Here is a 12,418-nt window from a genome sequence, read left to right on the forward strand (position 1 = left end):
CGAACGATCCGGGGGAATCACCATGCGCCGCGCACCACTCACCACGGCTGCCGCCGTCCTGCTGCTCACCGCCGTCGCCGGATGCGGCGGATCGACGTCATCCGGGGGCGGCGGGACGACGGCCACCGCCCCCGCCGGGGACTCCGCCGGAGGCGCGTCGTCCGGCAGCCCGGGAACGACGGGTGCTCCGAGCACGGGTTCGGGCGACAACGCGCCGAGCGGCGCCGCCGGCAGTATCACCGTGGCCTTCGCGGGCGACGTCCACTTCGAGGGCCGGACCGGCTCCCGGCTGACCGCCCCCGCCGGCGAGACCGCGCTCGGGCCGATCGCCAAGACCCTGTCCGCCGCCGACCTGGCGGTGCTCAACCTGGAGACCGCGATCACCGGCCGCGGCAAGCCCGAGCCCAAGACCTACACGTTCCGCACCAGCCCCAAGGCGCTCACCGCGCTCAAGGACGCCGGGATAGACGTGCTCTCCCAGGCCAACAACCACGCCGTCGACTTCGGTGCCGACGGCCTCGCCGACACCCTCGCCGCCAAGGCCAACTCCCCGATTCCGCTGATCGGCATCGGCAAGGACACGGCCGAAGCCTTCGCGCCCCACATCGCCGACGTGCGCGGAACAAAGGTCGCCGTCCTGGCGGCGAGCCAGGTCGACGAAATCACCAACCAGAAGTGGCGGGCCGGCGAGCACAAGGCCGGCATCGCCTCCGCGTTCGACGAGAAGGCCCTGCTGCGCGCCGTCACCGAGGCCAAGGCGCAGGCGCCCGTGGTACTGGTCTACCTGCACTGGGGCGAGGAAGGCGTGGCCTGCCCGACCGCCGCGCAGACCGCACTCGCCAAGAAGCTCGCCACGGCCGGCGCCACCGCCGTGGTCGGCACCCACGCCCACACCATGCTCGGCGCGGGCATGCTCGGGAACACCTACGTGGCGTACGGCTTCGGCAACTTCCTCTGGTACGGCACCTCGAACTACACCGCCTCCGACGAAACCGGCGTCACCACACTCACCATCAGCACCGACGGACGCGTCACCGGAGAAATGTTCACCCCCGCCCACATCGACGGCCGGGGCGTGCCCGTCCCGCAGACCGGCAGCGCGGCGAAGGCCGCCCAGCAGCGCCGCGACGGCCTGCGCGGCTGCACCGGACTGGCCGCCGTCCCGAAGTGACGGCGGCTCGACCGGGCGGCCGTCAGCCCAGGTTCAGCACCTGGCCCGGGTGGATCAGGTCCGGGTTCTCGCCCACCACCTGCTGGTTGCTCTGGTAGAGACCGCTCCAGCCGCCGTTCAGCTCGTGGCTGCGGGCGATCTTCGCCAGCGTGTCGCCCGGGCCGACGGTGTACGGCTGCGGGGACGGGGTCGCGGCGGACGGGGATTCGGCGGGCGCGGGTGCGCTGCCGGGCGTGGAGGCGCTCGGGGGCGGCGTGGTGGTGGCCGGGTCGGGGGTGGTGGGCTGCTGGGTGCCGCCGTGGCCGTCCTGACCCTGACCCTGGCCCTGGTCGTTGCCGTGGCCTGTGCCGTTGCCGTTCTCGGCGCCGTTCCCGTTGCCGTTGCCGTTGCCGTTCTGGTTGTCGGACGGTGTGGTCGGATTCGGGCTCGGGTTGGTGCTCGGGTCGGTCGACGGCGCAGTCGGCGTAGTCGGAGTGGTCGGGGTGGCCGGGCTTTCCGGGGTGGGGGCCGGGGACGGCGTGGCCGCAGGCGGCTGGGGGTGCGTCAGCTGTATGTAGCGCTCGTACAGGCTCTGGTGGCTGGTCCAGAACCAACCGCCGTTCTTCTCGTACCAGTACACGTGGTACACCGGGTCGTAGCCGGGCAGGCCGGAGAACACCGGAGTGGCGTTCTGCGGGGCGACGGTGCCGTCCGAGGCGGTGTTGACGGCCGCGATGCCGCGGGCGCCGCGCAGCGCACCCGATTCGTCCGCCGAGTCGTTGTTGTCCACCACGCCGGGGGCGCTGACCGTGCGCAGGCCCGCCGTGTCGGCGCAGGACACCCACGGCTGCGGGCCTTCGGTGGCCAGGATCCGTTCGGCGACCGCGATCTGCTGGCTGCGGGTGGCTCCGCTGGGCAGCTCGGCGTACCGGGTACCGCCGTAGTCGATCCAGCGCTGGGCGGTGATCTGGAGGCCGCCGTACAGGCCGTTGCCCGAGTCGGAACTCCAGTTGCCGCCGCTCTCGCAGTCGGCGACCCGGTCCCAGACCGTGCTGGGGGCGGCCTGCGCACCCGTCACAGCGAGCAGCGGCAGGGCGAGGCCGACGCCGGCGACGCCGGCTGCGGCGATCGCCCGCTCGGCGGCTTTCTCCGCCTGGCTCTGCCGACGGTGGCGCCCGGAACCCGTGAAGAGCATGCCAGATCCTCTCCGCACGCCTGCGAGGTGAGCTGTCGGGTTCGGACCGGAGGGAGGCCCGGCCGCCGTGTGCCGGCGGGAGCCGGTGCGGCGGCTTCACCCCTAGCCGTGGGGGCGGCGACGTACCTGGTTCCCCCGTCCCTGTCCAAGGGTTGTGGTGGTCGACCCGGCAACGCGGCGGACAGGGTTCGGCGTTGCCGCGTGCGGGGCCCGGCGGTGCGGGCCGGACCGAGCCTAATCACTCGAACGGAGCAATCACAAGCTCATCGCGGCTGTATTACGGCCGAGTTGCGCCGCCCGGGCGGTCGGGCGGTCGGGTGATCCGGCGGTCCGATGGTCGGGTGCGAAAGTCTGGCCGATCGGTGGGATTGGGGGAGCGGGGGGAGGGAAGGCGGACGGTCCCGCTTAAGCGCTTGGAAGCTGGGTGGTCATCAAATGCCGTGACATTAAAGCGAGTTGAGCGAGATCTGGGCATTGCAGGCGTTGCGGATAAATCGCGCGACAGCTGCTTCGGGAGCTTCCTACCATCGCGGTGATCGCTGTTCCCCGACCCGCTGTGGAGGTGCCCGTGGCTGTGCTGATTCCCGAAGTGCTCCGGGTGGAGCGCCAGTTCGCCCGTCTGTTCGTCGGCCAGTCGCTGTCCGTCCTGGGCGACAGGGTGTCGTTCGTCGCGCTGCCGTTCGCCGTGCTGTCGATCGGCGGGTCGGCCGCCGATGTCGGCCTGGTGGCTTCGGCGGGCCTGCTGCCGACGCTGGTGTTCATGCTGATCGGCGGCGTGTGGGCGGACCGGATGCCAAGACAGCGGATCATGCTGGCCTCCGATCTGGTGCGGTGCGTGGTCCAGGCGGCCGTCGCGGTGTTGCTGCTCACCGGGACGGCCCGGGTCGGGGTGCTGGCACTGCTGATGGTGGTGTTCGGGGTGGCGGACGCTTTCTTCCTGCCCGCCTCCACCGGGCTGATCCCGCTGCTGGTGTCCGGTGAACGGCTGAGCGAGGCCAATGCCTTGCGCGGGCTCGTCCACTCGGTGGGGTTGGTGATCGGCCCGGTGCTGGCTGGCGCGCTGGTCGCCCTTGCCGGGCCCGGCGGTGCCCTGATGGTGGATGCCGCGAGCTTCGCGGCCAGCGCCGCCGTGCTGGCGAGACTCGGTGCGGTGGGCGGGCGGGCCAGTGCGGAGCAGGCCGAGCGACTCGGGTTCCTGGCCGAACTCCGGGTCGGCTGGCGGCAGGTGCGAGAACGGGCCTGGGTGTGGTCGGGCATGCTCGCGATCGCGGTGTACCACGTGGTGGTGCTGCCCTCGGTGTTCGTGCTCGGCCCGGTCCTGGCGGATCGCGAGTGGGGCGGGGCCGGCGCCTGGGCCGTGGTGGTCACCGCCTTCGGCCTCGGCTCGATCGTTGGCGACGTCTGCGCCTACCGCCTGAAACCGGCCCGGCCGATGGCGGTGGCGGCCGTCGGGATGGCGATTGCCTCCTGCCAGGCACTGATCATCGGATCCGGCGCTCCGGTCGCGGTGATCGCCCTGCTGGAGGCCTGCACCGGAGTCGGCGTCTCGCTGTGCTTCGTGCTGTGGGAGACCTCACTCCAGGTGCACATACCCGAGCAGGTGCTGTCCCGGGTCAGCTCCTACGACCACCTGATCTCGGTGGCGCTGATGCCACTCGGCCTGGTGCTCGCAGGCCCGCTCGCGGACGGGATCGGCGTGCACCGAACGCTGTTCGGCATGACCGCGCTGGGAGTGCCCGCCGCCCTCCTCCTGCTCGCGCTGCCGACCGTCCGGAAGCTGCCCGCACGACCACAGGTGGACGCACCTATCCAGTAATCCACGAAAGAGTGGAATATGCTTTTCGTGCACGCCGCTCGGTCAACGCCGGCGGAGCACCGCACCACGCACCACGTTCCACGCATCACGCACCACCCGGGAGCCGCCCATGTCCGTCGAGGCCCAGCGCCCGCTGCCACCCCGGGCAGCCGCGCCGACCACTGCTCCGCCCGCCACCCCGGCCGGCGGGCCCGGTGGCCGCCCGATCCGGCTCGGGCTGCGCGCCAACCTCGCGCAGTTCGGCCTGCTGGTGGCGGTCAACGCCCTGGTCGGAGGCATGCTCGGGCAGGAGCGGACGGTTCTGCCGCTGCTCGCCGACAAGGTCTTCCACCTGTCCGCCTACACGGGTGCGCTGACGTACATCCTGGCGTTCGGCGCGACCAAGGCGGTCACCAACTTCTTCGCCGGCACCCTCTCCGACCGGTACGGGCGCAGGCCGGTGCTGATCGCGGGCTGGCTGGTGGCCCTGCCGATACCGGCGATGCTGGCCTGGGGCCCGACCTGGGGCTGGATCGTCGCGGCGAACGTGCTGCTGGGCGTCAACCAGGGCCTTACCTGGTCCACCACGGTGATCATGAAGATCGACCTGGTCGGCCCGGCCCGGCGCGGCCTCGCGATGGGCCTGAACGAGGCGGCGGGCTACCTCGCGGTGGCCGTCACCGCGATCGGCACCGGCGCCATTGCCGCCCACTGGGGCCTGCGCCCACAGCCGTTCCTGCTCGGCGCGGCCTACGTCGCGCTCGGCCTGGGCCTGACGGTCGCCGCCGTCCGGGAGACGCGCGAGCACGCCCGGGCGGAGGCCGCCGCCCATGCGGTCACCACAAGCGCGGCGCTGGAGCGAGCGGCGGCCGGGGCCTCGCCGGAGGGTACGGTCGCTGCCACGCCGGAGGATGCGGCCACTGCCCGCGCGAACGCCGGTGGTGACGACCAGGCGGCGCTCAGCACCGCCCGAATAGCGCGCACCACCAGCCTCGGAGATCGGGCGCTGTCCAGCGCCAGCTGGGCCGGCATGGTCAACAACCTCAACGACGCCCTCGCCTGGGGCATCTTCCCGCTGCTGTACGCCGCGCACGGTCTGGAGATCGGCCGGATCGGCATCCTGGCCGCGCTCTACCCGGCGGTCTGGGGCGCGGGGCAGATGCTCACCGGCTGGTGGTCCGACCGGATCGGCCGCAAGCACCTGATCACCGCGGGCATGCTGCTGCAGGCCGCCGCCCTCGGCCTGGTCGCGGTCGGGACGACCTTCCCGGTGTGGGCCGCCGCCCAGGCACTGCTGGGTGCGGGCACCGCCCTGGTCTACCCGACGCTGCTGGCCGTCATCGGCGACGTCGCCCACCCCGCATGGCGGGCGCGCGCCGTCGGCGTCTACCGGCTGTGGCGTGACGGCGGCTTCGCGGTCGGAGCGCTGGTGGCGGGCATCCTCGCCGACGCCTACGGCGTGACCACCGCGATCTGGGCGGTTGCCGCGCTGACCGCAGTGGCCGGCGTCACCGTGGCGGTGCGGATGTACGAGACGCACCCGCGCAACTGATCAGCCCGCGCAACTGGCGGTTGTCGCCGGCGGTGGCGAGGGGCGGCAACCCCGGGGTCATGGCCCCGGGGTCGCAGTCAGAGGACGAGCGATGCGATGCCGTGCGGGTGTCGGGCAGCGCGGGGAACGGAGGAGGTCCAGGCGGAACAGGATGCTGCGGCGGGTGCGTCGCGGCAGGCCGGTGCGACGGTGCCGGGAAGGCCCTACGGGCAGGCCGTGGGGTGGAACTCGGCGCGCAGGGAGGCGAGTTCGGAGGTTCGAGCGCCGTGGGCGCGCAGGTGCTCCTCGAGCGTGCCGTGGTGGGAGCGGACGGAGATCAGGGCGCGTCGCAGGTGGACGGCCGCGACCGGGCGGTCGGCGTGGCCGGGGACGTCGGGGTCGTGGGCGGTGAGTCCCAGTGCCGCGTTGGAACGCAGGAAGTCGGAGAGGATCTCCGGCTCCCCGGCGCCCAGCAGCGACTGCACCAGCGCGACCACCACGCCGGTGCGGTCCTTGCCGGACGCGCAGTGCACCAGGACGGCCCGGCGCTCGGCGGCCAGCAAGGTCCGGACGAGCGCGACGGCCGGGCGTCCGGCGAGCTCGGCCATCAGCGGGTACAGCTCGGCCTGCTCCTCGGGCCAGCGCCGCTCGGCGAAGACGGGGACGTGCAGGTGCCGGATGCCGCTGTCGCCGAGCGCATCCGGGCGGGCGGTGACCTCCGGCGTGCTGCGCAGGTCGAGGACGGTGCGCACACCGAGGCCGAGCAGCGTCCGGGCGCCGTCGGGCGTCAACTGGTCCAGCGCACCGGAGCGGTAAAGGATGCCCTGGGGCAGTGCCCCGAGCCCGCCCGCGTCCCGGAAGTTGCGCACCCCGGGAAGGGCGGTCCCGTCCGCTTCCGCTGCCATCGGTTCGTCCGCGATCACGCCGGCCATCCTAGGCGGCCCCGGGGCGCCGGCCCACGGCACTCCTAGGTGGGGACGACGGCCAGGATCACCGCGGTGTTCTCGCGGATGGCCCGGCCGTCCAGCTCGACCGCCACCCGGGCCGATTCGGTGCTGGTGACGGGCTTCAGCGGGACCGAGACCGCAGGAACCTTCGCGGTGTTGCCGCACAGGCCGGCGTAGTCCGCGACGTCGCCGTGCGGGTAGGCGCTGTCGTCCAGGTGCGCCAGCTGATCGGCCGTCAGGCCATGTTGCTGCAAGTAGTCGGTCATTGCGGCGCGGGTGCTGCGAAGCGCCACCGCGACCTGCAGCCGGCCGCTCTCCGGATCGACCCGGGCGAGGTAGTGCAGGTCCGTCGCCCCGGCGGGCAGGTCGAGTTCGTAGGTGGCCAGCGCCTGGTCCAGCGACAGCACGGTGCCCTTGCAGGCGCGCCGGTCGCCGGCCGGCAGCCCTTCGGCGGTGAACAGGCGTGCCACCCACAGACACATCAGGGTAAAGACGGTCAGCAGTGTGAGGCCGATCGCCCATCGCACTGCGCGTTCCCTGGTCTCCGACACCTTCGCCCCCGCCCCCTGCATGCCCACGCACGCGGTCCGCGCGACGCTAGCAGAGCCGCCGCGTCGCCGTCGGCCTTATCGGGCAACGGAATTGGCCGCGGGGCCGGCTTGCGGGCGTCGGGGACATGCAGGGATGCAGGGGGAGGGACGGTCGGTCAGTCGAGGGTGATGCCGGGGTAGAGGGGGTGCTCGGCCAGCAGGTCGACGGCGCGCTTGGCGACCGCGTCGCGGATGGCGGGGTCGAGGACGTACTGGGCCTTGGAAGAGCCGGCGGCGGAGGTCGCGGCCAGGACGGTGTGGATCAGGTCCGCCACCTCGTCCAGCTCCGCGGTGCCGAGGCCGCGGGTGGTGAGGGCGGGGGTGCCGAGGCGGATGCCGGAGGTGTACCAGGCGCCGTTCGGGTCCTGCGGAACGGAGTTGCGGTTGGTGACGATGCCCGAGTCCAGCAGCGCCGCCTCGGCCTGGCGGCCGGTCAGGCCGTAGGAGGAGACGTCCGCCAGCACCAGGTGGTTGTCGGTGCCGCCGGTCACCAGCCGGGCGCCGCGCTTCAGCAGGCCCTCGGCCAGTGCGTGCGCGTTGTCCACCACCTGGCGGGCGTACACCTGGAACTCGGGACGCCGGGCCTCCGCGAACGCGACGGCCTTCGCGGCCATCACGTGCGACAGCGGGCCGCCGAGCACCAGCGGGCAGCCCCGGTCGACGTGCTCGGCCAGCTCGGAGGTGCACAGCACCATGCCGCCGCGCGGGCCGCGCAGCGACTTGTGGGTGGTGGTGGTGACGATCTGCGCGTGTGCGATCGGGTCGAAGTCGCCGGTCAGCACCTTGCCCGCGACCAGGCCCGCGAAGTGCGCCATGTCGACCATCAGGGTCGCGCCGACTTCGTCCGCGATCTCCCGCATCTTCCGGAAGTTCACCAGCCGCGGGTAGGCCGAGTACCCGGCGACCAGGATCAGCGGCTTGAAGTCGAGGGCGATCCGCCGGACCTCGTCGTAGTCGACCAGCCCGGTCACGGGGTCCGTCCCGTAGCTGCGCTGGTCGAACATCTTGCCGGAGATGTTCGGTCGGAAGCCGTGCGTCAGGTGGCCGCCCGTGTCCAGAGACATGCCGAGCATCCGCTGGTTGCCCAGTTCGCGGCGGAGCTCCGCCCAGTCCTGCTCGCTCAGGTCGTTGACGTTGCGCACCCCGGCCCGCCGGAGCGCCGGGCTCTCCACCCGCTGCGAGAGCACCGCCCAGAACGCCACCAGGTTGGCGTCGATACCGGAGTGCGGCTGCACGTAGGCGTGTTCCGCGCCGAACAGTTCCCGGGCGTGCTCGGCGGCCAGCGACTCCACGGTGTCGACGTTCCGGCAGCCCGCGTAGAACCGGCGGCCCGGGGTGCCTTCCGCGTACTTGTCGCTCAGCCAGTTGCCCATCGCCAGCAGCACGGCGGGCGAGGCGTAGTTCTCGCTGGCGATCAGCTTCAGCGAGGCGCGCTGGTCCTCGATCTCTCCACCGATCGCCGCCGCGATCCGCGGCTCGACGGCGCGCACCACGTCCAGTGCGCTGCGGAAGGCGGTGTCGGCGGCGGGGCTGCCGAAGGTGTGCGGGGTCAGGGACTCGGCCAAGGCGGTCTCCTCGTTCGGAATGGCGACGATTCGGACGGCCCAGGCGCTCGGCTACAGCACGTCGGAACCCGCGGGTTCCGTGCGGAGCCGCTCCCCGATGGTGAAATCCATCCCAGCGCGCCAGTCACGGCTCACCGCGACTCTACCAACCACCCACGCCCGGTCCGGACCAGCCCCGGCCAGGGCACATCCCCGCCCGGCGGCGGAAACTCCCTGGTGCGCCCGTGCGCCCGTGCGCATGACCTTGACCGTTGAGGGACACAAGCACGCCGACTTCGACCTGCTGGACCCGGCCCGTGCCGAGCAGGAGTACCGGCAGTTGCTGGAGGAGCAGTCGCTGGGGATGACGTTCCTGCACTTCACGACCGAGTACGCCCGTCACAACGGTCACGCGGACCTGCTGCGTGAGCACCTCGACGGGGTGGCCGGCGCCTGAGAGATGCCGAAATGCCGTGCGGGGCAAGGGGGATGGGGCGGGCCCGATCGAACGGCGCGTCAGGTGACCGGATAGCATACTGAGTATGGGACCTCTCGAACCGAATGTGCCCGAGCTGATCCTCGGCCTGACTCTCTTCTTCTTCCTGTCCGCGGTGCTCGGCAAGGTGGTGCTGCCGCGCATCGAACGGACGCTCGCCGAACGCCACGACAAGACCGACGGTGGTCTGGCCCGCGCCGAGGCCGCCCGCGCCGAGGCCGAACGCATACGTGACGAGTTCCAGTCGGAGCTGTCCGCCGCCCGGCACGAGGCCGCCGCGATCCGTCAGACCGCCGCCGAGGAGGGCGCGGCCCTGGTCGCCGCCCTGCGCGCCGAGGGCCTCCAGCAGCGCGAGCAGTTGGTGGCCGAGGCGCACGTGCAGCTTGCTGCCGACAAGGTGCTGGCCGAGGCCGAGCTGCGCGAGGACGTCATCAAGGTGGCGACCGAGCTGGCCTCCCGGGTGGTCGGCGAACCGCTGGCCGACCTGCCCTCGACCCGCGCCGTCGTGGAGGAGTACCGCAACCGCGCCACCGTCTGACGCGCCGTCACACCGACTGCCGACAGACACCGACGGGCCGTCCGCCCCCAGAAGTCCTGGGAGTGGGCGGCCCGTTCGGCGTTCCGAGGGGCGCAGGGGCTCAGGTGCACGGGCCGTCGTCGGCCCACACGCCCCACTGGCCGCTGGCGGCCGGGTTCTCGTTCAGGGTCCACCACTTGGCGTGGTAGTTGTGGCCGTTGTAGCTGGCCTTGTCGCCGCCCACGTAGGTGGTGGTCGGCTGCCAGACCGGGCTGCACGTGGTGGTGCCGGGCGAGGAGCTGGAACTGCCGCTGGGCGAAGGCGAGGACGAGCCGGTGGGCGGGGTCGCACCGGCGAACCGCACGGTGAACTTGGTGAAGTCCCAGTCGTTCTGCGCCACGCTGGAGCACGACCCGGACAGGCCCGGGTCCACCGTGCCGGGGCACTGCCGGTCCCGGTTGACCGACCAGTAGGTATAGCGGGCCAGCCGGTGCGCGGTCGCGAAGTCCAGCACGGTCTGGAAGTCGGCCTGCCTGAAGTACTCGGCGGCGTCGGTGCGGCCGTTCATCATCGACACGCCCTCGTGGGCGTACGCGGTGGCCTCGTTCCAGCCGAAGGTGCTCTGCAGGATCTGATTGAACTTCACCAGCGCGTCGGTCTGCGCCGCGGCCCCGTTGAAGCCGCCGTCGAACGGCATGATCGAGTAGTTGTTCGGGGTGAAGCCCTGCGACTTGGCCTCCAGCAGCATCTGGGTGCCGAACCAGCCGGTGCCGGCGTTGGTGCCGGCGGTGGTGACGGAGATGTAGATGCCCGGGTTGTTCTGCTGGAGGATCCGGGCCGCGCCGATCTCGTTGTGGATCGCGGCGGTGTTCTCGTACTCCGGCTCCTCCAGGTCGAAGTCGATCGCCTTGAGGTTGTACTTGGTGACCACCTTCTGGTAGGCGGCGGCGGTCGCCTCCGGAGTGCCGCAGGTCTGGCCGAGCTTGGTGCCGCCGTAACCGCCCACCGAGACCGAGACGTCGCCGCCCTTGGCGCGGATGGTCTGGATCACCGCAGGCATGGTGGTGTCCGAGTCGATCGAGGAGGTTCCGCCCCAGGACGGGCTGCAACTGCTGCCCTGGGCCAGGATGAACGCCAACTGGAAGGCCTTCTGGCCGGTGGCGTCCATCACCGCGGCGGCGTTCGGCGGGCTGTTGTCCTCCGGCATCAGATACGGCGCGGAGGCGTACCAGTTGGAACCGAGCCCGTCTGTGGTGGCGGCGTTCGCCGACCCGGACGCGGTGACGGCGGCCACCCCGCCGGCCAGCAGGGCGAACACGGACAGCGCAACCGCGAGGGCGCGGCGCGGGCGGTGGCGCGCCGGGGCGACGGCAGGGGGGTGTGGGGGGAGTGCGCGTTCCATCGAAGACCTCTCCAGGAGGCGGCGAGGACGGCGGCCCGGGGGCGCGAAGTGGGGGCGCGCGGCCGGGTCAACGGTCGGGTACCGAGCCGAGGTTGACGTGACTGCCCACTGGTATAGACCTGCGCCGGATGGTCGTCAACCCTTGCTGACGCCTGACGCCTGACGCCTGACGCCTGACGCCTGACGCCCGGCGCCCGGTGCCCGGCGCGCGCGACGTCGAATGCCGGGCGCCCGGAGGGTTTCGGTGCCCCGTCAGCTGCCTGTGCCGTCCGCCCCGCCCGACGGGCCGTGCCAGGCGGGCCCGTCGGACGCCGGGCCGGGGCCGGGCTCTGTGGCGACGGCGGGGGCCGGTGCGTTCGCCGGGAGGTAGGACTCCACGCCGCGCAGGAACACCTCGATCTTGAACGCGTACCGCTGGTCGCCGTCGCCCGTCATCATGGTGCCCGCCAGGCGCTGAATGGTCGGGAAACGGTCGGTCGGCAGATCGTCCAGGTAGCCGCGCAGCTGGTCGAAGTAGGCGCCGAGGTCGGTTCCCCGGGCCATCCGGTCGGTGTACACCGAGGCCTCGTACGCGTCGGTGTCGATGATCTGGCCGAGCGCGTCCAGCGCCCAGGCCGCCACCTGCGGTGGCAGACCGACCTGGAGCAGCAGGTCGAGCAGGAACTCGGTGATCCGCAACTGGCTCTCACCCACCGGGATGCTGCCCAGCGACACCAGCGACACGTCCCGATGGGCCGTCAGCACCCGCTGCGCCTCGAAGCAGATCTCGGTGATCTGCTCCTTCCAGCGCTCGGGCTCTGGCCGGAGCGGCAGCCGGATCTCCGACACAACCCGCTCCAGCATCAGGTCGAACAGCTCCTCCTTGTTGGCCACGTGCGCGTACAGCGAGGCCGGGCCGGTGCCGAGTTCCTGGGCGATCCGGCGCATCGTCACCCCGGCCAGGCCCTCGGCGTCCAGCACCCGGACGGCGGTCTCGACGATCAGCGAGCGGCTGAGCGGCTGGCGCGGGTCGGCCTTGCGTGGCTTGTGCCACGGGATCGAGGGCATCTGCGCGGACATCGGGCCACCTGCTTTCGCTGAACGTCCAATGTCGATCATCGTACTCGGGACGAACGCCGTTCGACCGGTGGGCGAAGCACCCGGCTCGAGAGCCGATCGTGGGAGCCTCGGGAGCGGGTCAGGGGCAGGTCGGGGGCAGGTCGGGGGCGGGTCAGGGGTGGGTCCGGGGCAGGTCGGGGGCGGGGCAGGGGT

At 72.1% G+C, this 12,418-nt stretch carries 11 protein-coding genes and 2 riboswitches; of the genes, 5 read left to right on the top strand and 6 right to left on the bottom strand.

The genetic code is table 11. The features are described 5' to 3' along the window. Window positions 1–22 precede the first annotated feature (22 nt). Window positions 23–1,171, top strand: a complete 1,149-nt coding sequence (locus ACFYST_RS14080; RefSeq protein ID WP_387862033.1) for a CapA family protein — start codon at window positions 23–25, stop codon at window positions 1,169–1,171. Between the two features lie 22 nt (window positions 1,172–1,193). Here ACFYST_RS14080 and ACFYST_RS14085 read toward each other — a convergent pair whose 3' ends face one another. Beyond that, window positions 1,194–2,345 (bottom strand): transglycosylase family protein, encoded by a 1,152-nt coding sequence (locus ACFYST_RS14085; RefSeq protein WP_387862036.1) that lies wholly within the window; start codon window positions 2,343–2,345, stop codon window positions 1,194–1,196. Between the two features lie 3 nt (window positions 2,346–2,348). After that, a riboswitch (cyclic di-AMP (ydaO/yuaA leader) is annotated at window positions 2,349–2,515 on the bottom strand. Between the two features lie 398 nt (window positions 2,516–2,913). Between ACFYST_RS14085 and ACFYST_RS14090 the strand changes: the two genes are divergently transcribed. Then, the gene (locus tag ACFYST_RS14090) at window positions 2,914–4,161 is read left to right on the top strand and encodes an MFS transporter (protein WP_387862040.1); all 1,248 of its coding nucleotides are present in this window, start codon (window positions 2,914–2,916) and stop codon (window positions 4,159–4,161) included. Window positions 4,162–4,270: 109 nt separating this feature from the next. Beyond that, window positions 4,271–5,692 (top strand): MFS transporter, encoded by a 1,422-nt coding sequence (locus tag ACFYST_RS14095; RefSeq protein WP_387862041.1) that lies wholly within the window; start codon window positions 4,271–4,273, stop codon window positions 5,690–5,692. A gap of 203 nt (window positions 5,693–5,895) precedes the next feature. Here ACFYST_RS14095 and ACFYST_RS14100 read toward each other — a convergent pair whose 3' ends face one another. The 3 genes from ACFYST_RS14100 to ACFYST_RS14110 all read right to left on the bottom strand — a co-directional run bounded on the left by ACFYST_RS14100 (window position 5,896) and on the right by ACFYST_RS14110 (window position 8,773). Continuing rightward, window positions 5,896–6,603, bottom strand: coding sequence for a tyrosine-protein phosphatase (locus tag ACFYST_RS14100; protein WP_387862045.1), 708 nt, complete (start codon window positions 6,601–6,603; stop codon window positions 5,896–5,898). 35 nt (window positions 6,604–6,638) lie between these two features. Beyond that, the gene (locus ACFYST_RS14105; protein WP_387862047.1) at window positions 6,639–7,145 is read right to left on the bottom strand and encodes a hypothetical protein; all 507 of its coding nucleotides are present in this window, start codon (window positions 7,143–7,145) and stop codon (window positions 6,639–6,641) included. Between the two features lie 179 nt (window positions 7,146–7,324). Beyond that, entirely contained in the window at window positions 7,325–8,773 is a 1,449-nt protein-coding gene (locus ACFYST_RS14110) for a glycine hydroxymethyltransferase (protein ID WP_387862049.1), read from the bottom strand. Window positions 8,774–8,803: 30 nt separating this feature from the next. Then, window positions 8,804–8,911: riboswitch (ZMP/ZTP riboswitch) on the bottom strand. 100 nt (window positions 8,912–9,011) lie between these two features. Between ACFYST_RS14110 and ACFYST_RS14115 the strand changes: the two genes are divergently transcribed. Both ACFYST_RS14115 and ACFYST_RS14120 read left to right on the top strand, forming a co-directional pair. After that, a complete protein-coding gene (locus ACFYST_RS14115; protein ID WP_387862051.1) occupies window positions 9,012–9,209 on the top strand; it encodes a DUF664 domain-containing protein in 198 nt (65 codons plus the stop codon). An 85-nt stretch (window positions 9,210–9,294) separates the two neighbouring features. Then, window positions 9,295–9,786, top strand: coding sequence for a hypothetical protein (locus ACFYST_RS14120; protein WP_387862054.1), 492 nt, complete (start codon window positions 9,295–9,297; stop codon window positions 9,784–9,786). A 100-nt stretch (window positions 9,787–9,886) separates the two neighbouring features. On the opposite strand, the gene ACFYST_RS14125 is transcribed toward ACFYST_RS14120, so the two are convergent. Then, entirely contained in the window at window positions 9,887–11,167 is a 1,281-nt protein-coding gene (locus ACFYST_RS14125; protein WP_387862057.1) for a carbohydrate-binding protein, read from the bottom strand. A 252-nt stretch (window positions 11,168–11,419) separates the two neighbouring features. Next, window positions 11,420–12,226: a TetR/AcrR family transcriptional regulator C-terminal domain-containing protein gene (locus tag ACFYST_RS14130; RefSeq protein WP_387862059.1), complete on the bottom strand. Its 807-nt coding sequence runs from the start codon at window positions 12,224–12,226 to the stop codon at window positions 11,420–11,422. Between the last annotated feature and the right edge of the window lie 192 nt (window positions 12,227–12,418).

The organism is Kitasatospora sp. NPDC004614, from assembly GCF_042873675.1.
GTDB lineage: Bacteria > Actinomycetota > Actinomycetes > Streptomycetales > Streptomycetaceae > Kitasatospora.

Bases quoted from the DNA above. Each gene is read 5' to 3' on its own strand.
- ACFYST_RS14115 (WP_387862051.1), top strand. From the start codon at position 9,012: ATGACCTTGACCGTTGAGGGACACAAGCACGCCGACTTCGACCTGCTG.
- ACFYST_RS14095 (WP_387862041.1), top strand. From the start codon at position 4,271: ATGTCCGTCGAGGCCCAGCGCCCGCTGCCACCCCGGGCAGCCGCGCCG.
- ACFYST_RS14120 (WP_387862054.1), top strand. From the start codon at position 9,295: ATGGGACCTCTCGAACCGAATGTGCCCGAGCTGATCCTCGGCCTGACT.
- ACFYST_RS14125 (WP_387862057.1), bottom strand. From the start codon at position 11,167: ATGGAACGCGCACTCCCCCCACACCCCCCTGCCGTCGCCCCGGCGCGC.
- ACFYST_RS14085 (WP_387862036.1), bottom strand. From the start codon at position 2,345: ATGCTCTTCACGGGTTCCGGGCGCCACCGTCGGCAGAGCCAGGCGGAG.
- ACFYST_RS14080 (WP_387862033.1), top strand. From the start codon at position 23: ATGCGCCGCGCACCACTCACCACGGCTGCCGCCGTCCTGCTGCTCACC.
- ACFYST_RS14100 (WP_387862045.1), bottom strand. From the start codon at position 6,603: ATGGCCGGCGTGATCGCGGACGAACCGATGGCAGCGGAAGCGGACGGG.
- ACFYST_RS14130 (WP_387862059.1), bottom strand. From the start codon at position 12,226: ATGTCCGCGCAGATGCCCTCGATCCCGTGGCACAAGCCACGCAAGGCC.